Below are 22,133 nucleotides of genomic sequence, written 5' to 3'. Positions count from 1 at the left end.
TCACAACTCCGGAGTTCGTCAACAATGCAGAGCATGATTCCCCGCCCGCTGAGCCTGCTCGTGCTGGGTGGCACGCGTTTCGTGGGTCGCACCCTTGTCGAGGCCGCACTGGCCGAGGGGCACCAGGTGACGCTGTTCAACCGCGGCCGGACCGCGCCCGAGCTCTTCCCCGAGGTCGAGACCGTCATCGGCGACCGCACCACTGACCTGTCCGCGCTCGGTGGCCGCCGCTGGGATGCCGTGGTCGATGTCGCGGGCTACGAGCCCGAGGTGGTCCGCCGTTCGGTCACGGCGCTGGGCGGGCGCGTGGGCCGGTACGTCTTCGTCTCCTCCCTGTCGGTTCTCGCCGACCAGGCCACCGTGCAGAACGAGGACGGCGAACTGCTCGTCCTCGACGGAGACCTGCCGCCGCATCAGCTCTATGGCGCGCGCAAGGCCGCCTGCGAGCGGATCGTGCTGGGGGCATACGGCGAGCGTGCCAGCATCGTCCGGCCCGGCATGATCGTCGGTCCTCACGACCCGACCGACCGCTTCCCCTACTGGCCGCGGCGCTTCCGGCGGGGCGGCCGGGTGCTGCTGCCGGGAAACCCGGCCGACGCCGCCCAGTTCATCGATGTCCGCGATGTCGCGGCGTGGATCCTGGGGTGCATCGCAGCACAGCGCGGCGGCGTCTACAACGTCACCGGCCGCCCCCTGCCGTTCGGCGAGTTCTTCGCCGCCTGCCAGGCACTGGTGAACCCCGGTGCGGAGCCGGTCTGGGTCGGCACCGAGAAGCTGCTGAAGGCCGGCGTCGCCCCGTGGATGGGCGTCCCGATGTGGATCGGCGCCCCCGAGTGCGCGGCGATCAACCGGGTGGACATCTCCCGCGCCTTGGCCGCCGGTCTGACACACCGTCCGCTCGCCGAGACTGTTGCCGACACACTCGCCTGGGACACCGCTCGCGGTGGACCGGCCGTCGACGACGAGGGGCTCACCGCTGCGCAGGAGCAGCGGCTGCTGGATGAGCTGACGTGATCCGGCGCGGTGTGATCCTGCGCTGAGAACGGGGCGGTCCCGGGTGAGCGAGGCCGGGGACGGCGGCCGGGGACGCCGGCTTCATCCCGGGGCGGCTCGCCCAGGGCCACCGCCCTTCTCGGCGCCCGGGCGCGGCGGGCGCGGCGGGTGCTCGGCTGTCGGCCGGCCGGCCAGCCCTTCCGCCTGGAGACGACATGGCCACCGTTGATCATTGTCCGTTGTGCGGACAAGCGATGATCAGCCGGTGGCCGTGGGCCACAGCGTGGATCCTGCCCGATGGCAGTCGGTGTTCGAGGGCCTGATGGCGTGGGTCGCAGGTCGGTTCGCCCGGGTGGAGCCGCGCCGCCGAGCACGGGGGTTCGTGCTGAGCCGGTTCGCGGACCTGCCGAGGAAGAACTGTTGCACGCTCGCCGAGCACGCCGGTGACGCCAGTCCGGCCGGCATGCAGCACCTGCCGAGCCGCGCGTCCTGGGCCGCCGACCAAGTACGCGACGACATAAGGGACTTCGTGGTCGAGCATCTCGGCGACCAGGACGCCGTGCCGGTCGTCGACGAGACCGGGGACGTGAAGGACGGTACTGCGAGCGTCGGCGTGCAACGCCAGTACACCGGCACCGCGGGCCGAATCGAGAACTCCCGGGTAGCGGTATGCCTCGTCCACTCCTCCCCGGACGGGCACGCCGCCATCGACCGGCGCCTCTGCATCCCGCGCTCCTGGACGCAGGATCCCGACCGGTGCCGGACAGCGGGCATCCCCGAGGATCCGGGTTTCGCGACCAAGCCCGCCCTGGCCACCGAGATGATCGCCCAGACCCCGGACGCCCGACGTGCCGGCCACCTGGGTCACCGGCGACGAGGTCGATGGCGGTGACCCGCACCTGAGCGCCGAGTTGGAGAGGGGTCGGATCGGTTACGCCCCGGCCATCTCTCGCAAACGGCCGACCACCACCCGCGCAGGTGCCTTCCCAACCGGCGGCCTGGCCCACAGCCTGCCGAAGAACGACTGGCAGCGGCTGTCGGCTGGAGCCGGTGCGATCTCGCCCTCTACCGCTGCTGCTCGGTCCGGCCGCACTCCGCGACCACCTCGTCGATCAACCCCGGCGGGAGCGCACATGTCAGCACCCCAACGCGATCCGGTCCGAGAAGCGGTCAGCCACCGACGACTTCACCTGTCCGGGCCCAGGTGCAACCCGCTCGACGAGCAGACCCCATCGAATTCACCGGTATTGGCCCTGGCTCATTTCTCCGGGCGGCGGCGACGCGCCGGTGGCCGGCTTCGAACAGGATTCGGGGCCGCTTAGCGCTTCCGGGCGGATATTTCGAAAGAATTTTGGAAATGCGCGCGGAGAATCAAGATGATTCGGATTGCGAGCAGGCCGCACGGGCGCGGGTGAGTACGATGACTCAGCCGGCCCGTGCGGCCTGCCCTTTCGCGCTACGGGTTCAATTCAGCCCGCGATTGTCTTCGGACTCATCCGCAGTGGGAGTTGTACTGCACCGCGGTCGACGCGATGGTGCCGTACCAGTCGATGCACTGCCCCGGAGCGTAGACCCTCACGGGGCCGGCGTAGGTGGTGTAGTTGCCGCCGTCGTGGATCCAGGTGGAGCTGCCGGAAATCTTGATGCCGGCATCCACGAAAACGGCCGATCCGGAGCTGTTGCGGACCGTGACGACGCAGTTCTGCCCGTTGCCGCTGTTGTAGGTCAGGAACACGGTGCCGCCGCTGACCGACAGCGAGTCGATCACCGAGTACCCCGAGCCGCAGGCGCCGTTGTACGAGGCGGCCTGGGCGGTCGTCGGGGCGGCCAGCAGGCCGGCGCTCGCGGTGGCCAGTACGGCTGCGCCGGCGGCGATCCGCTTGGCGGTCTTCGTTCCACGAATCATGTTGTCGTCCCTCCCATTGTTCGCCCACCTGGCGAACGGGAATGAGCATGTCATTCGATTTGAATCGACGCAAGGGTGTTCGGGAAATGTGGGAGGCAATTGACCGACTGTTCGATCCCGGATGGTGGGACATGCTGCAAAAAAGGGCGATTTGACCGGTCGTGATGTTCGATCGGATCTGCGTTTTCGGGCTGGTGGGCATGATTCGCCTGGGCGGCGTGTGGAAATTCGAAGAACGTGTGCTGACAGGTAATTGCGGGTTTCGGGATTCGCGAGGGAATTCCCGGGGCTGCTGTGGCGGCAGTGGTGTCGCAGGCCGAGGGAGGGTCCACCGCGAGGGGGACCAGGTCGAGCCTCGGAGGGGACGCCGGTGGGGCGGGCAGGGCGTGAAGGTGGGCGGCATGAAGAAGCTGCTTGCGGGTGGGTTGTTGGTGGTCGGGCTGCTCGGCGGGGCCGTGGGGGCCGGGGTCGGGACGGTGGCGGCGGGCGCGGTGTGGCCGGTGTCGGGGGTGATGGCGGGCGGCGCGGTGTGCGGGGTGGCCGTCGGGTGCGGGCTGCCGGTGTGGGGTGCGCGGCGGTTGGGCGGGTGGCCGCGCTGGTTGCCGGTGGTGATGAGCGCGGTGCTGGTGGCGACGCTGGGGGCGGCCGTGCTGTGGCCGGGGGAGCGGGCGGTGCCCGGACAGGCCGCCGCGTACTGGGAGTTGCCCACCGGGTCGCGGCTCGCGTACCACCTGACGCCGGCTCGGGGGACGGTCCGGCCCGAGCCCGTCGTCCGGCTGCACGGCGGCCCGGGCACGCCGGGCGAGGCGGCGGACGGGCTGGACGAGGAGCTGAGCCTGGCGGGCTACCAAGTGTACGCGTACGACCAGTTGGGGTCGGGGGACTCGCCGCGACCGGCCGGCCTCGGCGGGTACACGGTGCAGCGGCAGGTCGACGACCTGGAGGCGATCCGGCAACGGCTCGGCGCGGAGCGGATGGTGCTGATCGGGGCGTCCTGGGGCGGCACCCTCGCCGCCGAGTACCTCGCCGCGCACCCCGACCGTGTCGCGCAGGTGGTGTTCACCTCGCCCGGCGCGCTCTGGACCCCCGAGTACACCGACGAGCAGGCCGGGCAGCTCTGGGACCGGCTCACGCCCGAACAGCGCCGGCGGGTCGACGGCCTCGGCGGCAGCGGGCCGCGCCTCCCGGTCTGGTCGGCGCTGCTGGCCCTCGACCCCGCGCAGGCGCACGTCCTGCTGCCCGACGACCAGGTCGACGCGCTGTTCCGGAACCTGCTGGCCATCTCCGGCTCCGCCGCCACCTGCCACCCCGGCGAGGCCGCCGAACTGCCCGTCAAGACCCCCGGCTTCTACGCCAACCAGCTGATCGCCGCCGACCTGCGCCACCGCCCCGACCCCCGGCCCGTGCTGCGCACCGTGCACGTCCCGGCGCTGGTGCTGCGCGGCGAGTGCGACTACAAGCACTGGGAGGTCACCCGCGAGTACCGCGACACCCTGCCCGGGGCCCGACTGCTGTACGTCCCGGGCGCGGGCCACGCCATCGCCGTCGACCGGCCCGATGCGTACCGCGCCGCCGTGCTCGCCTTCCTCACCGGCGCCCCGCTGCCCGGCGCCCCGTACACCGGCGCGGACGACCCCGCGAAGCGGTGACGGCGGCCGCGACCCCGGAGGGAAACCGCTTTCCGCATTCGGTCGGCCGGGTGCTCCCGCGCGCGCTCGGAAACCGCTTTCCGCACCCCGCGCCGTCCCTGTTTGTCCGGGCGGCGCGGGGCGGCGCATGCTGGAGAAGGACCAACCCGGCTCCGAGGAGAGTGCCATGGAGATCAGGGGACCCAGCGGAGTGGTCGCCGGGGTCGACGGTTCGGTGCCCGGCAACGAGGCTGCCGAGTGGGCGGCCCGCGAGGCCGAGCGGCGCGGGGAGAGCCTGCACCTCGTGCACGCCGTCAACACCGGCACCGTCACCCTCTCGCCCCGCACGGGAACGACCGTCACCGACCTGATTCTGCGTGAGGCGGCAGAACTGCTGGAGAGCGTGCGGTCCGGGCTGGAGGCCGCGCACCCCGGGCTGCGGATCACCGGTGACGTGGTCCCGCGCGACGCCGCCGAGGCCGTGCTGACCGCGGCCGAGCACGCCGGTGTCGCAGTGCTCGGCACGCGTGGGCACGGCGGGTTCGCGTCGCTGCTGCTCGGCTCGGTCAGCCTGCGGGTCGCCGCGCACGCCGCCTGCCCGGTGGTGGTGGTCCGCGGCACCGAGCACCCGGACGGGCCGGTGCTGGTCGCCGTCCACGACGAACGGGACGCCGCCGCGCTGCGGTTCGGGTGCGAGACGGCGGCCCGGCGGGGCCTCGCGGTGCGGGCGCTGCACACCTGGTCGCCGGTGGTCGCCGACGTGGGCCGGATGGCGCCGATGGTCGACGAACTCGGCGAGGAGAGCCGGCTGCACGAGCAACTGATGCTGCGCACCTGCGACCCGGTGCGCGACGAGTTCCCCGCCGTCGACGTGCAGACCCAGCAGCTGACCGGCGGCACCGCCGCGACCGTGGTCGAGGAGTCCCGCACCGCCGCGCTGGTGGTGATGTCCCGGCACCAGCCGGCCCCGCGCTTCGGCCTCCGGCTGGCCACCCCCGTGCATGCCGTCCTGCACCACGCGAAGTGCCCGGTGGCCGTCGTCCCGGTGTGAACCCCGTTCCCCGTCCGGGCGGGCCCGTCGCCACATGACGGGCCCGCCCGGTACGCGCCCGGCTGCCGCCGGCGGGGCGGCGCTGCCGGTTCGTGCAGCAACGATCCGGTGGTCGCGGTGGCGCGGCAAGGGCGGTAGGGGCCGTGCCATCCGATCGGCGCAATAGGTCGGTTGGTCGTACGTCGGACGAGCTTATGAGACGTCAACCAGCCAGCTGCGGCGATGGGCTGGGGTGGAGCGGGCGCGTCAGTTCGGCTCGGTGAGCGGTCCGGTCAGGCGGCGGAAGGCGGTCTCGGCGAGCTCGGCGGCGCCGGCCGGGTCGGTGTCGCCCGCGGCCCAGGCCTCGACGGCCACCCGCATGGCGGCGTTGGCGGCGGCGGCCAGCAGGCGAATGTCGAGGCTGTCCGGGGGCAGGTCGGCGAGCGTGGCCAGGACCGGGCGCAGCGCGGTCTCGGCGTCGTGCTGGGTGCGGTGCCAGACGTCGCGCAGGGCCGGGTCGTCGGGCATGGCGCGGAGCAGGCCGCGGGTCCAGGCGAGGGCGGCGGCGGGGCGGCCGGGGGAGGGGTCGAGCGAGCCGCGGGCGGAGTCGAGCAGGGCGGGCAGCAGCGGGGTGCCGGGGGCGGTGGCGGCGAGCAGCTCGATCCACTGGCGGGAGCCGTCGGCCAGCAGCGGGGCGACGGCGTCCTCCTTGGTGCGGAAGTAGCGGTAGAAGGTGCGCAGCGAGACGCCGGCGGTGCGGGCGATGTCCTCGGCGGTGGTGCCGTCGGCGCCGCGTTCGGAGAACAGGCGGGCGGCGGTGAGCGCGATCTCCTGCTGGGTGGCGGCCTTGCGGCGTTCGGTGAGGGAGAGCGCGGGGCGTTCGGGTTCGGCCATGGTGTGGTCCCCCGGGGTGGTGGTCGGGCGGTGGGCGGCCGCCGGGCGGGTGCGAACCGGTGCAGGTCGGACGGGTCGGCGGCGGCCGGGCGGTCCTCAGCGTAGCCGCCCGGGCGTCACGGGATGCGGGTGTGGCACAACGTGCCATGTTGGCGTACCGTGCAGGAACGAGAGGTCGGAGTGCACCCCGCCCGACCCGCCGCACGACAGGGAGACCCCCATGAACCGCTTCGAAGGCCGCCGCGTCCTGATCACCGGCGCCGGCTCCGGCATCGGCCGGGCCACCGTCCACCGGATCCTGGCCGAGGGCGGCACCGTGGTCGGCGCCGACGTGGTCGAGGCCGGGCTCGCCGCGACCCGTGCGCAGGCCGAGGCCGACGGCACCGCCGACCGCCTGATCACCAAGGTCGTCGACATCTCCGACGAGGCGTCCGTCAAGGCCGGCGTCGGCGCCGCGATCGCCGAGCTCGGCGGCCTGGACGCGGTGGTGAACGCGGCGGGCATCCTGCGCTCCGCCCACACCGAGCAGACCACGCTGGAGTTCTGGAACCGGATGCTGGCGGTCAACCTCACCGGCACCTTCCTGGTCACCCGTGAGGCGCTGCCCGCGCTGCTCGCCACCGGCCGCGGCGTGGTGGTCAACTTCTCCTCCACCTCCGCCGCCTTCGCCCACCCCTACATGGCGGCGTACGCGGCGACCAAGGGCGGCATCCAGTCCTTCACGCACGCGATCGCCGCCGAGTACGCCAAGCAGGGCCTGCGCGCGGTCTGCGTCGCCCCCGGCTCGATCGCCTCCGGCATGACGGCTGCCCCGGGCCTGCCTGAGGACGCGGACATGTCCTGGTTCGCCAAGCTCCAGCCCGCGCTCGGCCAGGGCTTCGCCGGGCCCGAGACGGTGGCCGGCGTGATCGCGATGCTGGCCTCGGACGACGGCGCGTTCGTCACCGGCACCGAGATCCGCATCGACGGCGGCACCCACGCCTGACGCCCCGTCAACCCGACCCCCGCCGTCCCGCCCGTCCGTGACCGGGGCGGCGGGACGGACATTCCCGGGCGGCCGCCGGTGCGGGCGCCGCAGCGTGCATACTTAGCCGGCACGTTCGGCACGGCCGCGCCGAGCCCGTTCGTCATCGGCTGGTGGATGCGCGGCGAGGGGAAGACACGGGGATCACGGCCATGGGGCTGACCGGCACGACGCTGCTGCTGTTCACGATCGAGATCGCACTCGTGGTGCTGGGCGCCACCGTCTGGTGGTGGCCCGCGTTCGCGAAGCGCCACTGGCGGGCCGTCCTCGGCCGGGTCGGCCTGCTGTTCGGCAGCCAGCTCGCACTGCTCGCGGTGATCGGCCTGCTGGTGAACAACTACTTCTCGTTCTACAGCAGTTGGAACGACCTGCTGGGCACCGGCAAGGACGGCCCGGTCTCCGTGAAGGCCGCCGCCGCGCCCGCCCCGCCGCTCGGGGCGACAGCCTCCCCGAGCGCCTCCCCCACCGTCGAGCCCGAGCCCGCCAACCTGCCGGTGCTGCCCGCGCAGGAGCTCGGCAGGGAACCCGTCGACACCACGGTCGGGCGCGACCCGCAGAAGGTCGGCGAGATCCGTTCCGTGCGCATCCCTGGCGCGCGCACCGGCCTGAGCACCGACGGGTACGTCTACCTGCCCCCGCAGTACTTCCAGTCCGGCAACGAGCAGCGGAAGTTCCCCGCGGTCATCGCGATGACCGGCTTCCCCGGCGACGCCAAGGCGCTGATCACCCGCTTCAACTACCCCGGCGTCGCGCTCGACGAGATGCGGGCCGGCCGGATGCAGCCCACCGTCCTCATCCTGATGCGGCCCTCGCCCGCGATGCCCGCCGACCCCGAGTGCGAGAACGTCCCCGGCGGGCCGCAGGCCGAGACCTACTTCGCCAGGGACGTCCCGCGCTCGATCGCCGCCGCCTACCGGATCTCCACCGCCCCCGGGGCGTGGGGCGTGATGGGCAACTCCACCGGCGGGTACTGCGCCGCGAAGCTCGCCATGCGGCACCCCGAGATGTTCGCCGGCGGCGTCTCCATCTCCGGCTACCTGAAGGCCGCCGAGGACGTCACCACCGGCGACCTGTTCAAGGGCAGCCAGCAGCGCCGCGACGAGGCCGACCTGCTCTGGCGGCTCCAGCACCTGCCGATGCCCGCCACCGCGATCATGCTCAGCGGCGCCGAGAAGGGCGACGGCGACTTCCGCAAGGACGCCGACGCGTTCACCGCCGCCGCCAAGGCCCCGATGACCACCGGCGTCGCCTCCGTCCCCGAGGGCGGCCACAACTTCACCACCTGGATCAAGCTGCTCCCCGCCGGCTTCCAGTTCCTCTCCGCCCACCTGAAGCCGTGACCCGGCCTGAAGCCGTGACCCGCCCCGGGGCCGTGATCCCACCCGGGGTGTGACCGGGCGCGGGCCCGCGGCCGGACGGGCCGGCGGGCGGGTGCGGTAGGCGGGCCAGCAGGCAGGCGGGTGCCGGCGGGCCGGGCGTCAGGCCGGGGTGAGGGTGCCGGTGTGCAGCTCGCCGACCCGGCCGGACTCGCCCTCCCACGTCCAGAAGGCCTTGACGGTGAGCGAGTTGAGGTCCATGACGTGGCTGACGGTGAGGCCGCTGCGCTCCGTCCAGGAGACGAACCAGATGCCCGGGGCGATGGCCGCGGTGTGCAGCGGGACGTCCTCGAACTGGCCGGCGGACTCGCCGAGGCCCTCCCAGCGGAGCCGGGCGCCGTCCGCGGAGTAGGAGTTGCGGAAGGCCGCGCCGTTGTCGACCTGGAAGAGGTAGGTGCGGCCGGCGAAGCCCGGCAGAGCGGCGGTCATGTGTGGGCGGTCCTTCGGGCGGGTCGGTGCGGTGGACGGGTGCGACCGGTGGGGTCGCACCCGTCCCAACCTATCGGACCGGGGTCAGACGCGGGGCTCCGATCAGCAGGCGAAGTCGACGCGGCGGAACGTCGCGTAGTGGTCGGCCGTGTAGTAGTCCTCGTGGTGGACCTTGCCGGTGATGATCCGTCGGGTGCCGCGGGTGGGGCTGCCCGGGGTGATGACGGTGTACTCGTGGTAGTACCCGGTCGACTGGGCGGGCAGGACGCCCTCGCGGTTCTGGAAGACCACGCCGTCCTGGGAGTACGGGAAGGGCCCGCCGGCGTCGATCAGGCGGATGGTGTCGCGGCCCTGGCTGGGCAGCGCCGTGTAGCAGACGTTCCCGCTGACGGCCGCGTGCGCCTCGGTGGCGACCGCGGCGGTGGGGGCGAGGGTCAGCAGACCGAGGGCGGCGACCGAGGCGGCACGGACCTTCAGCGCGCGTGGAGTCATTCGCATGCCGCCAGTGTGATGCGGCGTCAGCCGCCGCCGTAACCCTTGTCGCGAACACTTCACCTGCTGGTCGCGGCCGGAAAACCCGGACGACGCGCGGCGTACCGGGACCGGCCTGTGGCGGGCCGACACCGCCGGACCCCGCGCCCTGTGGTTCCGACACATGGGTGGCCGGACGCACCGCCCCTAGCGTGACCTGACCCACAGTCGGACCGCCGACCGGCCCACCCCCACGTGGCCGACCGCCGGCGGTCCACCCGTCCGTCGAAGGAGGACCAGGTGCGCCACCCGCTCAGGTCCGTGTTGACCGCCCTGTCGGCCGGTGCGCTGCTCGCGCTCGGCCTCGCCCCCACCCAGGCCGCCGCGGCCCCCGCCGTCCCCTCCTACCTCAGCCAGGAGGCCGTGTTCGGCTCGCCCGGCAACGGCTGGGCGCAGGTCGAGCGCTACCTGGACGGCACGTCCGGGTTCACGCAGGAGCAGTACCCGTCCGACGGGCGCGGCGACCAGGACGGTGCGCGGGTCGGCTACTTCGGCGGGGTCAAGCGGCCGTTCTCCGGCCGGTTCCTGCTGTACAGCGCGCAGGGCTGGAACACCGCCACCGGAACGCCCGTACTGCTGGTGCACGGCGCCAACGACAACGCCGACCGGGCCTGGGCGAACCCCGGCGAGACCGGCAACTGCGGCGCGTCCGGCTGCCCGGGCACCGGCATGGCGCAGGCGCTGGCCGCGTCCGGCCACCGGGTGTTCGCGATCGGGTTCGCGCACAAGCAGGGCGACAACCTGATGCAGGCCCAGGCCGTCGGCGACGCCATCGCGGTGATCAAGGCCCGCACCGGCGCGGCCCAGGTGGACGTGGTGGCCTGGAGCAAGGGCGAGGTCGCCGCGCGCTCCTACGTGTCGTCCGTGAAGCCGGGCTGGGGGCGCGCCTACGCGGGCGACGTCCGCCGACTGGTGACGCTCGGCGGCCCGAACGGCGGCCTGGACTACACCTACGCCCACGGCTGGGCGTTCTCGCTGGCCACCTGGCCGGCCTGCGGCGGCACCGCCAACGCACCCTCCCCGCACCTGTACATGACCTGCTACGGCACCTACACCGCGCAGCCCTGCCTGGGCGTGCTGCCCACCGGCGGCTACGACTGCTTCCCCGGACAGCGCCAACTCCTCGCCCGCTGGGACGGCCCCTACGGCGTGGACGCCACCATGCAGGACTGGTGGACCACCTACTACGGCGGCCAGGGCTACTACACCTCCAGCCAGGGCATCCAGGCCGCGATCGACGCCGGCTCGCTGATCAAGCCCCTCCAGCAGGCCGGCGTTCCGGTCACCGTCCCCACGTACCTGCTGGCCGGCGGCTCCGCCGACATCCCCGGCATCCTCAACGAGGGCCGCGGCCCGAGCGACGGCCTGGTCCTCACCGCCAGCGCGCTGGACACCACCGGCATCGCGAAGGTCGGCGGCACCGCCCTGCTCGGCGGCCTCAACCACATGGAACTCGCCTGGGCCCCCGCGGCCGTCTCACAGGTGACGGCCTGGCTGGGCTGACCACCGGGGCGGGTGGCCGTCGTCCACCCGCCCCGTACCCGCTGTCGGGCGTCCGCACTACAGTGCCGCGCATGACGACGTCTCTGCTTGCCATCGTCCGCGACCGTGCCGCCGTCGCCGACTACTTCCGCTGGCCGGGAGAACTCGACCTCACCCGGACCGAGCACGTGGAGCCGGTCCACCTGGCGTCCGGCCTCCGGCTGGAGGCGTTCGCCGGGGACGGCGGGGGCGGGACGTACTTCTTCTGCGGGGAGGGCGGCGAGGGGCGCCCGATCCTGTTCGCCGACTCCGAGGGCGGCGCGGCCCTCCTCGCCGTCGGCCTGCCCGAGCTGCTGCGCCTGCTGCTGGCCGCGCCCTGGTGGCGCGACTGCCCCACCTGCACCGCGGAGGAGAGCGATGAGGCCGCCGTCGAGTACCTGGAGGACGAGCCCGCCCTGCTCGCCGCCCGCGACACCGTCGCCGCCACCCTCGGACTCACCTACCCGACCGCCGCCGAGGCCCTCGCCCGCCTGCACCTGACCGCCACCGGCATCGGCCGCGAGTTCGACCTGATCTACACGCCCGAGGGCACGTCCTACCGGACGCTGATCGGCTGACGTCCTCGACGGGACGGCCGGCTTCTCCCGGCCGGAGGTCAGCCGACCGCGAGGCCGATGGCGATGCCGATGCCGATCAGGATCAGCACGCAGGCGACGACGCTCACCGCCAGGGCTCTTTTCACCACGCGCGGGATGGCGCGGGGGTCCTTCCTGTCGAGTGTCCTGCAGGCTCTGAGGCGGACGTACCAGGTGACCCAGCGGAGCCAGCGCTTGTCGGCCTTCTGCACGGCCTTCGGGTCGGTGGCGACGAGGGGGCGGGTGACGGCGAGCACCTTGCGCCACTGGGGGCCGGCGGCCGCCGATGCCGCGGCGGCCTCGTCCCGGTCGGTGTTGCCCAGCAGCGCGGTCGCCGAGCAGATGATGGCCCGCAGGCCGGCCGTGCCCTGTTCGGTGTCGAGGATCCGGTCCAGCAGCTCGGTGTCCCTGGTGGTCCGAAGCTCTTCCAGGTTGTGCTCCAGCTGGTCCTTGGCGGAGGTCGTGGCCGCGTGGTCCCGGGTCTCCGCTTCGAGGATGGCGAGGTGGAGCTTCTCCTCCCAGGCCAGGCGTTCCTCGCGGGACGGGACGAGCAGGAAGAGCAGGTGGTGGGCGGCGTCGAGTCGGCCCCAGATGAAGTCGGAGCGGCGCCACTCGCGGTTGATGAAGGCGCCGAAGTGCTGGAAGCGGATGCCGTAGAGCTTCCGGTCGCCGAGATCGGCGAACCGGTCGACGTTGAACACCGGACTCATGCTGTCCGGCCCGAGCCGCAGGAATTCGAACGCCGGGGTGAGCGGCCCGGCGGCCTTCGACGGGGGCGCGTACATCCTGGTGACCACTTCGACCGCCAGGCAGTCGTGCACGACGTCCCCGAGACCCTTCCAGTGGCCGAGGCCGGCCTGCCGGGTCACCTCGGCGAACCGGCTGCAGGCCTTCGCGACGAGCCCGCCGATCGTGGCCGGGACGTCCAGATCGTCGAAGACCCGGCCGAGGAGCCCGCCCAGTTCCAGGTTCGACAGCTCCAGCCCCGGCCGGTACTGGTCCCGGATCCGGTGTCTGACGGCCTTCGCGACGGCGAGCGCGCGGCGCTGCTGCCGGCTGATGTCCGTCGCGCCGTCGAGCAGTGCGCGCTGTCCGTCGGGATCCGCGTGCAGGTCCTTGGAGTCGAGGTACTGCTGGAGGTAGCCGCCGAGGGTCTCGAAGAGCCGTTCGGCGGTGATGAGTCCCCAGCGCCACTGGGACATGTCGGGGCTGTTGATGTCCTGGCTCGGCCACTGCGGGCTCCAGTTGGGGTTCTCCCCGAGGATCCGACCGAGCTCGTCGGGGTCCGCCTCCGGCACGGCGACGAGCTCGGTCACCGTGCCCACCTCGGCGAGCCGCTGACGGGTCTCCCAGAGCACTGCGCTGGCCCGGCTCAGCCGGTACTCGCCGAGCATCGTCTCGGCCGCGTCCCGCACGTAGTCGCGGAGGTCCTTCTCCTTGCTCATCCGGTCGAACAGACTCAGCTGCGTGCCGCGCACGCTCGTCCCGAGCCGGGTCGAGAGCTCCTGCGTCCCGGACCGGAAGTCCGCCTCCCGCGGGTACTGCAGCGCGTTCAGGGCCGAGGTGACGAACGAGACGTCACCGCAGGCCGACTGTCCCGCCGTGTTCACCGTCTCCAGGCCGACCGACGGGGTCACGTAGACGACCACCCGGCGCACCCGCTCGTCCAGTTGACGTTCGGTGATCGCTTCGAGGACCGGGCCGAACGGGGCGTTGTTGAGCACCCCGCCGTCGATCACGCAGCTCGCCGGGGCGTCGGCGGCCGGAGCGGGGAGCTCGCGGAAGTGGACCATCGGCTGCTCGTCGACCGGCGGGAAGGCCACCGGAAAGCCGGCGCTCGCCCGCGCCGCCTGAACCAGCGCGTCGTTGTTCACCGTGCAGAAGTCACAACGGCTGTCGAGCTCGAAGCCCATCGTGCCGTCGTCCAGCTTCCGGAAGACTTCCGCATGTTTGTCGTACTGGAACCGGTACACGCGCCGGTGGTCACGGACGTCGAACCGGCTGCCGAAGCCGTCCTTGAAGTTGCGCGCCCGGCCGCCCAGCGAGGTGGCCGTCATGAAGAGGCTGATCGGCTGCTCGGGCGATTCGGCCTCGGGCATCTCCTCCAGCTGCGCCCTGATCCGTTTCTCGAAGTAGGTGCCGTCGAGCAGGCTCTGCCGGGAGGGCGACTTCAGCAGCTCCGGCAGCGAGGCGGCCGCTTCCCAGACCTCGCGCAGCGAGCCCAGCTCCGAACCACGGCCGATCGCGGTGGCCAGCAGGAGCCCGTTGAGGCCGCCGGCCGAGGTGCCCGAGACGATGTCGATCACCACCCGGGCGTTCGCCCCCGTCGCGTCGGTGATCTGCCGCCAGATCTCGGCCACCTCCCGCTCGGACGGGGAGAGCGATTCATCGGGTTCGTCGGCGGAGGCACGGCGCAGCAGGTCCAGCTCGTGCGTGACACCGCCCATCCAGACCGCGAGGCTGACGCCGCCGTTCATCACCAGGGCCAGCCGGACCTCTTCCTTCACCGCCATGTCTCGCACCGTAGGGCGGCGGTCTCCGGACCGCTCACGCAGTGCGAGCCGGTTGGTCCAGCGCGCGGCCCGGGGCTGGCCGGGCGGGGCCGGGGCGGCGGACGGTCGGTCAGAGCGCCGAGCCGAGGCGGGCTGCGACGGACTGCATGAGGGGGACCAGGGCGGCGGGGCCGGACTGGGCTTCGAGGGCGTGGACGCGGGCCTCGGGGCCGGAGACCGAGAGGGCGGTCGGAGTGGGGGCGCCGGGGACGGCCACGGCGAGGCAGCGGACGCCGATCTCCTGCTCCTGGTCGTCGACGACGTAGCCGGACTCGCGGGCGGCGGCGAGCTGGGCGAGCAGCACGGCGGGGTCGGTGACGGTGTGCGGGGTGTGGGCCTGGAGCGGGCCGGGGCCGAGCAGGGCGCGGGCCTCGTCCTCGGGGAGCTGGGCGAGCAGCGCCTTGCCGACGCCGGTGCAGTGCGGCTGGGCGCGGCGGCCGACCTCGGTGAACATCCGCATGGAGCGCCGGGACTGGACCTGGCCGACGTAGACGACCTCGCAGCCCTCCAGGACGGCGAGGTTGGCGGTCTCGCCGGTGGCTTCCATGAGTTCGGCGAGGAACGGGCGGGCCCAGGAGCCGAGCAGCCGGTTGGCGGTCTCGCCGAGGCGGATCAGGCGCGGGCCGAGGGTGTAGCGGCGGGCGGAGTCCTGCCGGACGTAGCCCTGGGCGAGCAGGGTGCGGACCAGGCGGTGGATGGTCGGCATCGGCAGGCCGGAGGCGGCGGAGAGTTCGCTGAGGGTGGCGATGCCGCCCGCGTCGGCGAGGGCCTCCAGGAGGAGGAAGGCGCGCTCGACGGACTGCACCGAGCCGGTGGTGCGTTCGGTGGGGCTGCTGGCCACGGGACGGTTCCTTACACGGGCGGACTTCGCGACCTCTCAACGGAGCGTTGAAATTCTGCATCGCGGAAACTAATCTCACTGTACAGAACGGAACAGCGGAACGGCCCGAGGGGAGTGCCGCCGATGGCTGCAGGTCAGGGTGCGTCTGTTCCGGGCGCGGTGGTGGCGGGCCCGCCGGTGGAGCGCGCCGGCGAGGTGCTCACCCCGCAGGCGCTGGCGTTCGTCGCGGGCCTGCACCGCGCGTTCGACGGCCGCCGGCGGGAGTTGCTGGCCGCCCGGGCGGCGCGCCGCACCGAGGTCGCCCGCACCGGCACGCTCGACTTCCGGCCGGAGACGGCGGCCGTCCGGGCGGGGGAGTGGCGGGTCGCGCCCGCGCCGCCCGCGCTGACGGACCGCCGGGTGGAGATCACCGGCCCCACCGACCGCAGGACGACGGTCAACGCGCTGAACTCCGGCGCCCGGGTGTGGCTGGCCGACTTCGAGGACGCCACCGCCCCCACCTGGGCGAACGTGGTCTCCGGGCAGCTCAACCTGATCGACGCGTTCGAGCGCCGGATCGACTTCACCGACGCCCGCGGCAAGGCGTACGCGCTGAAGCCCGCCGGCGAGCTGGCCACCGTCGTGGTGCGCCCGCGCGGCTGGCACCTGGACGAGCGGCACCTGACGGTGGACGGCGAGCCGGTGGCCGGCGCGTTCGTCGACTTCGGCCTGTACTTCTTCCACAACGCGGCCCGGCTGCTGGCGCGCGGCGCACAGGACCCCAACTCCGGCCCGTACTTCTACCTCCCGAAGACCGAGAGCCACCTGGAGGCCCGGCTCTGGAACGAGGTCTTCACCCACGCGCAGGCCGCACTCGGCATCCCGCACGGCTCGATCCGCGCCACCGTGCTGATCGAGACCATCACCGCGGCCTTCGAGATGGACGAGATCCTGTACGAACTGCGCGAGCACGCCGCCGGGTTGAACGCCGGACGGTGGGACTACCTGTTCTCGATCGTGAAGAACTTCCGGGACGCGGGCGCGCACTTCGTGCTGCCGGACCGCAACGGCGTCACCATGGCGGCCCCGTTCATGGCCGCCTACACCCGGCTGCTGGTGCGGACCTGCCACCGGCGCGGTGCGCACGCGATCGGCGGGATGGCCGCGTTCATCCCGTCCCGCACCGACCCGGAGGTCAACGCGGCGGCGCTGGCGAAGGTCCGGGCCGACAAGGAGCGGGAGGCCGACGGCGGCTTCGACGGCTCCTGGGTCGCCCACCCCGACCTGGTGCCGGTGGCGCGCGAGTGCTTCGACGCGGTGCTGGGCGAGCGGCCGCACCAGCAGGAGAACCCCGGTGCGGCGGACGACGTGACGGCGGATCAGCTGCTGAACGTGGCCGGTGCGGAAGGCAGTTGCACGTCCGCCGGGCTGCGCAACGCCGTCCGGGTCGGCGTCCGGTACATCGAGGCGTGGCTGCGCGGGATCGGCGCCGTCGCCATCTTCCACCTGATGGAGGACGCCGCCACCGCCGAGATCTCCCGCTCGCAGATCTGGCAGTGGATCCACAACGGGGTGGTGCTGGCCGACACCGGCGAGCAGGTGACGGCCGAGCAGGTGCGACGGCTGCTGGCGGAGGAACTCGCCGTGCTGCGGGAGGAGGCGGGCGCCGGGCGACGGTGGGACGACGCCGCCGCGCTGTTCGAACAGGTGGCGCTCGGCGAGGAGTTCCCGGAGTTCCTGACGCTGCCGGCCCTCGCGCTGCTCGACCCGAGCGGCGACGAATAATCCGGTGCGGCCGGTGGCGGCGGGCGACTAGGGTCGTCCTCGTCCAGGTGCGCAGGCAGGGGTTACTTCCACTCTGAATGGGCAGGTCGCGGGTTCGAGTCCCGCCGCCGGCTTTCCAGCCGGCGTAGCTCAGTCGGTAGAGCAGCTGATGTCGCCTCCGCCGCTTCTGTTCTCTGGACGTCCAACTTCAGAAAACTGCCACCTCCCGGTGCGCAGGCGCCGGTTACTTCCTCCAAAGAACTCCACCGGCGCCACCTTTGATCTCGGGAGGGCAACCGCGCCGGGGCGTCCGGTGCGCAGGTCGGGGGTTACTTCCGGATCTGGCGGTTCCGGGTTCGAGTCCCGGTCGACCGTGCGCGAGCACGGCCGATAGCTCAAGGGAGAGCACCAGACTTCTACCTCCGCCGAGGCCGGCCCGTGCGGTCGGCAATTCTCGGACGCCCCGGTTCGGCCTGCCTGCCCGCAGGAGGAGTCGACCATGTCCCGCTTCAACTTCCGCCGTTCGAAGAAGACCGCCCCCGCCGTGACCGAGGCCGGGCCCGGCTCGCCCGTCACCACGACCGGGCAGCTCACCGCGAACCACCAGGGCGGGCCGGGACACCTGCGCGACGAGAAGTCCGAACTCTTCCTGCTGGCGATGGCCAACCTGGTCGGCCAGGACACCTTCTACGAGCGCGGCGGCGCCCGCGACGACCGCTACACCGCCCTGGTGCGCTCGCTCGCCGTCAGCGATCCCGAGTGGACGCTCGGCCTGCTGCGCTGGCTGCGCCACGGCGCCGCGATGCGCACCGCCTCGCTGGTCGGCGCTGCCGAGTTCACCCGCGCCCGGCTGGACGCGAAGTTCCCCGGCCACTCCCGGCAGGTGATCGACGCCGTCCTGCGGCGCCCCGACGAGCCCGGCGAACTGCTCGCCTACTGGACGTCCCGGTACGGGCGGGCGCTGCCCAAGCCCGTCAAGCGCGGCGTCGCCGATGCCGTCGCCCGGCTGTACAACGGCCGGGCGCTGCTCAAGTACGACACCGGCACCAAGGGCTACCGGTTCGGCGACGTACTGGAGCTCACCCACCCGACGCCGGATCCCCGCAAGCCGTGGCAGAGCGAGCTGTTCCGCTACGCGCTGGACCGGCGGCACCGCCCCGACACCGCCGTTCCGCCGGCGGGCGACGCCCTGCTGACCGCCCATCGCGCGCTGCTGGCCGTCCCCGTGGAGGAACGCCGCGCACTGGTCACCGGCCCCGACGGCGCGCAGCGCCTGGCCGAGGCCGGGATGACCTGGGAGGCACTGGCCGGCTGGCTCCAGGGCCCGCTGGACGCCGCCGTCTGGGAGGCCGTCATCCCGTCCATGGGCGCGATGGCGCTGGTGCGCAACCTGCGCAACTTCGACCAGGCCGGGGTGTCCGACGAGGTCGCCGAAGAGGTCGCCCGGCGGATCTCCGACCGGGGCGAGGTCACCCGCTCCCGGCAGTTCCCGTTCCGCTACCTGGCCGCGTACCGGCACGCGCCGTCGCTGCGCTGGGGCCACGCGCTGGAGCGGGCGATGAAGCACTCGCTGGCCAACGTCCCCGCGCTGACCGGCCGTTCGCTGATCCTGGTGGACCGGTCCGGCTCGATGTTCGACCGGCCGAGTGCGCAGACCCAGCTCAACCGGGCCGACACCGCCGCGATCTTCGGCACCGCGCTGGCCCTGCGGGCAGCCGAGGCGGACCTGGTCGAGTTCGGCTCCACCAGCCGGGCCGTCCCGCTGGAGCGCGGCGACGCGGTGCTCCGGGTGCTGGACCGGTTCGGCAACCTCGGCGGCACCGACACCGCCGGGGCGGTCCGCCGGCACTACCGCGACCACGACCGGGTGGTGATCGTCACCGACGAGCAGGCGTACGGCGGTCGGGCGAGCCACCCGCTGGAGTCCGTCCCCGCCCGGATCCCCGTCTACACCTGGAATCTGGCCGGCTACCGCCCCGGCCACGCCGCGTCCGGCACGGCCTACCGCCACACCTTCGGCGGCCTGACCGACGCCGCCTTCCGGCTCGTCCCGCTGCTGGAGGCCGGGCAGGACGCGGCCTGGCCGTGGGAGGAGTGACGGCGGCTCACTCCTCGCGGCGGCGCCGGTGGTAGGCCCAGGTCAGGGCCAGGACCAGCGGGCCCCACAGGGTCAGCGGGAGGGCGGCCGCCGCCGCGAGGGCCTTCCACCAGCCGTTGGAGTACTCGACGAGCGGGACTCCGAGGTCGAGGAAGGCCAGCGGCAGCGGGTCCCACAGTGCGACCAGGGCCAGCCCGCCCAGGGTTGCCGGGACGATCGCCGCGAACGGCGGAATGCGTCGGCCGCCGATCAACGGCAGCCAGGCAGGCGCGACTTCGCCCCAACCGGCCACCAGACCGAAGGAGAGGTAGGCGATCCCCTCGGACAGGACACTGAGCCCGAAGACGTAGAGGATCACCCACCAGTGCCAGGTCTTGTGGACCTCGTAGACCTGGCCCATCTCGAACTCGAACGCGAAGGGCAGCCGCCAGAGGCAGGACGGAAGGACGGCCAGCGGTATCAACCGGGCGGCGCGGACGGCCCAGGGCGGGACCGGCCGTGCCGTGCCGCCCAGCCTCGGGGTCGGGTGAAGCAGCTCGAATCGCATGCCCCGATCCTCCCGACCCGACCGGCGCCGGGGATCGGCCTGAGGCAGTGTCAGGTACTCGCCCGTGCGAAGGAGATCGCCTCCTCCGCCAGGTGGAAGGCCGGCGACTCCGGTCGGGCCGAGGAATGATCCGGGCACCGGCCTATGCCCCGCCGGCCACCAGCGCGTCGCCGAGCGGGGAGCGGGCGTACAGGACGGAGCGGCCGGCGCGGGTGCGGGTGAGGAGGCCCGCGGTGGCCAGGGCGGAGAGGTGGCGGCTGACCGCGCCCGGGGTGACGGCGAGCCGGTGGGCGAGCGCGGTGGTGGAGGCCGGCTGGTCCAGCAGGACCAGCAGGCGGGCCCGCGGCAGGCCGATCAACTCGGCCAGCGCGTCCGGGACTCGGGGCGGGGAACTCTCGCCCATCAGGGCGTTGCCGCGGGCCGGGTAGGTGATCACCGGCGGCTCGTCCGCGTCGATGACGGTGTGCGCGCCCAACGCGCACAGCGTCGGCATCAGCACCAGACCGCGGCCCGCCACCGGCGTGTACCGGCCGCCCAGCGCCTGCACCCGCGGATCCGGGTCGTCCAGCCGCAGCACCCCCGCCTGCCAGGACAGCCGGGAGTCCAACTCCGCGAACAGGCCCTCCGCGCCGCGCTCCGCGAACATCCGCCCCCGGTACGCCAGATCGGCCTCCAGCACCGTCCGCGCCCGCGGCCACCACTGCGGCAGCAGGCAGCGCTCCCAGTACCCGCGCAGCTGCGCCACGCAGCGCGCCAACAGCTCCGCCGGATCGGCCAGCAGCGAGGCCACCGGCTCCGGGACCGGCGCCCCGTCGCCCCGGTAGGCGGCCGCGAAATCCTTCACCACCGTCTCCGGCGGCGTGCCTGCGATCGTCTCCAACTCGGCCTCGAAGGACGGGCGTTGGACCATCGGTCGGGGCGTCAGGAAGTCCGGCGCCCAGGCCCGGGGCGTCACCAGGGACTCCAGCAGCGGGACGTCCAGCGCCCGGTACGCCGACTCCCAGGACTCCATCCACCGCTGCTGGAACGGGTACTTGTGCGGGTAGCGGCGCGCCCGCAGGCTGAACACCGCCTCCTGCGCGGGGGAGTAGGTGAACCAGGTGGTGGCGAGGTCGTCCACGCCTAAGGCGAACTCGAACATTGACCCCAACGGTAAAAGGATTCCGGCGAGTTGGGAACCCTGGTGTGCTGACGGCCATGACCGCCACCGCCGCGCCCGCCGGGCGCCGCTCCCTGCTGCCCGCCGAGCCCGTGCTGCGCCGGCTCGCCGTGATGACCGGCGTCAACACCGTCGGCAACGGGCTCTACTACTCCGTCAGCGCGCTCTACTTCACCCGCCAAGTCGGGCTGAGCGCCGGACAGTTGGCCCTCGGTCTGGCCGCGGCCGGAGTCGCCGGGATGCTGTCCGGCGTACCGTTCGGGCGGCTCGCCGACCGGGTCGGGCACCGCCGACTGCTGTACGTCCTCGGGCCGTTGCAGGGCGCGGCCGTGCTCGGCTACGTCTTCGTGCACGGCTTCGCGCCGTTCGTCGCCGCGATCGTCGTCGCCACCGTGCTGGAACGCGGCGCCGTCGTGGTGCGCAGCGCACTGATCGCGCACCTGCTGCCCGCCGCCGACCAGGTGCGCTCGCGGGCCCTGCTGCGCTCGGTGATGAACGCCGGACTGATGCTCGGCGGCGCGGGCGCGATGCTCGCCCTCCAGGCCGACACCCACTGGTCGTACGCCACCGTGCTGGCCCTGGACGCCGCGAGCTTCGCCGCCACCTCGCTGCTGCTGCGCGGCCTCCCCGACGCGACGGTTCCCGCCGCTCCGGCCGCCGGTCGACCGCGGCCGCGCACCGCGCTCGCCGACCGCCGCTACCTGCTGGTCGCCTTCCTGCACGCCGTGCTGGAACTCCAGTTCGCGATGCTGGAGATCGGCATCCCGCTGTGGATCGCCGTCCACACCACCGCGCCGCGCGCCCTGGTCGCGGTGGTCGCCATCGTCAACAGCCTTGCCGTGGTGCTGTTCCAGGTCCGCGCCAGCCGCGGAGTGGTCGACGTGCGCTCGGCGGCCGGGGCCTGCGCCCGCGGCGGCGTCCTGCTCGGTGCGGCCTGCCTGGTGTACGCGGCGGCGGGCGGACGCGGCACCGTGCTCGCCGTGACCCTGGTGCTGGCCGGCGTGCTGCTGCACTCGCTCGCCGAACTGCTCACCTCGGCGGGCGGCTGGACGCTCAGCCTCGACCTCGCCGACCCCGCCGCGCACGGCGAGTACCAGGGCGTCTTCATGAGCGGGCAGGCCGGCTCGCACGTGATCGGCCCACTGATCGTCACCGCCACCGTGCTCGCCCACGGCGTCGCCGGCTGGGCGGTCCTGGGCGCCCTGCTGGCGACGGCCGGCCTGGCGATGCCCGCGGTCGCCGCCCGCCGTTGACGGACCGCCGGG

At 73.1% G+C, this 22,133-nt stretch carries 19 protein-coding genes and 1 tRNA gene; 12 read left to right on the top strand and 8 right to left on the bottom strand.

The annotated features are described in order from the left end of the window. Positions 1-33 precede the first annotated feature (33 nt). Both CG736_RS05335 and CG736_RS05330 read left to right on the top strand, forming a co-directional pair. Positions 34-1,014, top strand: coding sequence for an NAD-dependent epimerase/dehydratase family protein (locus tag CG736_RS05335; RefSeq protein WP_232733792.1), 981 nt, complete (start codon positions 34-36; stop codon positions 1,012-1,014). 244 nt (positions 1,015-1,258) lie between these two features. Beyond that, positions 1,259-1,885 (top strand): transposase, encoded by a 627-nt coding sequence (locus CG736_RS05330; protein WP_100584925.1) that lies wholly within the window; start codon positions 1,259-1,261, stop codon positions 1,883-1,885. A gap of 600 nt (positions 1,886-2,485) precedes the next feature. Here the strand turns inward: CG736_RS05330 and CG736_RS05325 are convergent. Then, a complete protein-coding gene (locus CG736_RS05325; protein WP_100584924.1) occupies positions 2,486-2,899 on the bottom strand; it encodes a spore-associated protein A in 414 nt (137 codons plus the stop codon). A 401-nt stretch (positions 2,900-3,300) separates the two neighbouring features. Here CG736_RS05325 and CG736_RS05320 point away from each other — a divergent pair, with 401 nt between their 5' ends. Both CG736_RS05320 and CG736_RS05315 read left to right on the top strand, forming a co-directional pair. After that, positions 3,301-4,548 carry an alpha/beta fold hydrolase gene (locus CG736_RS05320; protein ID WP_100584923.1) on the top strand — a complete coding sequence of 416 codons (1,248 nt, stop codon included), beginning with the start codon at positions 3,301-3,303 and terminating at the stop codon, positions 4,546-4,548. 166 nt (positions 4,549-4,714) lie between these two features. After that, a complete protein-coding gene (locus CG736_RS05315; protein WP_198520350.1) occupies positions 4,715-5,578 on the top strand; it encodes a universal stress protein in 864 nt (287 codons plus the stop codon). 246 nt (positions 5,579-5,824) lie between these two features. On the opposite strand, the gene CG736_RS05310 is transcribed toward CG736_RS05315, so the two are convergent. After that, positions 5,825-6,451 carry a TetR/AcrR family transcriptional regulator gene (locus CG736_RS05310; RefSeq protein ID WP_100584921.1) on the bottom strand — a complete coding sequence of 209 codons (627 nt, stop codon included), beginning with the start codon at positions 6,449-6,451 and terminating at the stop codon, positions 5,825-5,827. Positions 6,452-6,671: 220 nt separating this feature from the next. Between CG736_RS05310 and CG736_RS05305 the strand changes: the two genes are divergently transcribed. Next, positions 6,672-7,436: an SDR family NAD(P)-dependent oxidoreductase gene (locus CG736_RS05305; protein WP_100584920.1), complete on the top strand. Its 765-nt coding sequence runs from the start codon at positions 6,672-6,674 to the stop codon at positions 7,434-7,436. A gap of 191 nt (positions 7,437-7,627) precedes the next feature. Then, on the top strand, positions 7,628-8,815 hold the full coding sequence (locus tag CG736_RS05300; RefSeq protein WP_100584919.1) for an esterase family protein: 1,188 nt from the start codon (positions 7,628-7,630) through the stop codon (positions 8,813-8,815). A gap of 138 nt (positions 8,816-8,953) precedes the next feature. On the opposite strand, the gene CG736_RS05295 is transcribed toward CG736_RS05300, so the two are convergent. Beyond that, on the bottom strand, positions 8,954-9,280 hold the full coding sequence (locus CG736_RS05295; protein ID WP_043911147.1) for a hypothetical protein: 327 nt from the start codon (positions 9,278-9,280) through the stop codon (positions 8,954-8,956). Positions 9,281-9,382: 102 nt separating this feature from the next. Next, complete coding sequence (locus CG736_RS05290) at positions 9,383-9,778, bottom strand: ribonuclease domain-containing protein (RefSeq protein ID WP_100584918.1); 396 nt, start codon at positions 9,776-9,778, stop codon at positions 9,383-9,385. Positions 9,779-10,051: 273 nt separating this feature from the next. Here CG736_RS05290 and CG736_RS05285 point away from each other — a divergent pair, with 273 nt between their 5' ends. Both CG736_RS05285 and CG736_RS05280 read left to right on the top strand, forming a co-directional pair. Beyond that, a complete protein-coding gene (locus CG736_RS05285) occupies positions 10,052-11,314 on the top strand; it encodes a triacylglycerol lipase (protein WP_157815423.1) in 1,263 nt (420 codons plus the stop codon). Between the two features lie 71 nt (positions 11,315-11,385). Continuing rightward, complete coding sequence (locus CG736_RS05280; RefSeq protein WP_100584917.1) at positions 11,386-11,910, top strand: hypothetical protein; 525 nt, start codon at positions 11,386-11,388, stop codon at positions 11,908-11,910. A gap of 38 nt (positions 11,911-11,948) precedes the next feature. Here the strand turns inward: CG736_RS05280 and CG736_RS05275 are convergent, their stop codons facing one another. Both CG736_RS05275 and CG736_RS05270 read right to left on the bottom strand, forming a co-directional pair. Then, positions 11,949-14,441 (bottom strand): patatin-like protein, encoded by a 2,493-nt coding sequence (locus CG736_RS05275; protein ID WP_100584916.1) that lies wholly within the window; start codon positions 14,439-14,441, stop codon positions 11,949-11,951. Positions 14,442-14,550: 109 nt separating this feature from the next. Next, the gene (locus CG736_RS05270; RefSeq protein WP_100584915.1) at positions 14,551-15,321 is read right to left on the bottom strand and encodes an IclR family transcriptional regulator; all 771 of its coding nucleotides are present in this window, start codon (positions 15,319-15,321) and stop codon (positions 14,551-14,553) included. A gap of 123 nt (positions 15,322-15,444) precedes the next feature. Between CG736_RS05270 and aceB the strand changes: the two genes are divergently transcribed. The 3 genes from aceB to CG736_RS05260 all read left to right on the top strand — a co-directional run bounded on the left by aceB (position 15,445) and on the right by CG736_RS05260 (position 19,162). Then, positions 15,445-17,085: a malate synthase A gene (gene aceB, locus CG736_RS05265; protein ID WP_100584914.1), complete on the top strand. Its 1,641-nt coding sequence runs from the start codon at positions 15,445-15,447 to the stop codon at positions 17,083-17,085. A gap of 51 nt (positions 17,086-17,136) precedes the next feature. Next, positions 17,137-17,198, top strand: a tRNA-Ser gene (locus tag CG736_RS35950). 365 nt (positions 17,199-17,563) lie between these two features. Next, complete coding sequence (locus tag CG736_RS05260) at positions 17,564-19,162, top strand: TROVE domain-containing protein (protein ID WP_100584913.1); 1,599 nt, start codon at positions 17,564-17,566, stop codon at positions 19,160-19,162. A gap of 7 nt (positions 19,163-19,169) precedes the next feature. Here CG736_RS05260 and CG736_RS05255 read toward each other — a convergent pair whose 3' ends face one another. Then, positions 19,170-19,709 carry a hypothetical protein gene (locus tag CG736_RS05255; RefSeq protein ID WP_100584912.1) on the bottom strand — a complete coding sequence of 180 codons (540 nt, stop codon included), beginning with the start codon at positions 19,707-19,709 and terminating at the stop codon, positions 19,170-19,172. 142 nt (positions 19,710-19,851) lie between these two features. After that, positions 19,852-20,850 (bottom strand): winged helix-turn-helix domain-containing protein, encoded by a 999-nt coding sequence (locus CG736_RS05250; protein ID WP_100584911.1) that lies wholly within the window; start codon positions 20,848-20,850, stop codon positions 19,852-19,854. A gap of 56 nt (positions 20,851-20,906) precedes the next feature. Here CG736_RS05250 and CG736_RS05245 point away from each other — a divergent pair, with 56 nt between their 5' ends. Next, entirely contained in the window at positions 20,907-22,121 is a 1,215-nt protein-coding gene (locus CG736_RS05245) for an MFS transporter (protein ID WP_157815422.1), read from the top strand. The last annotated feature ends 12 nt before the right edge of the window (positions 22,122-22,133 follow it).

Source organism: Kitasatospora sp. CB02891 (assembly GCF_002803145.1).
GTDB lineage: Bacteria > Actinomycetota > Actinomycetes > Streptomycetales > Streptomycetaceae > Kitasatospora > Kitasatospora griseola.
This window is presented reverse-complemented; position numbering and strand designations above follow the sequence as displayed.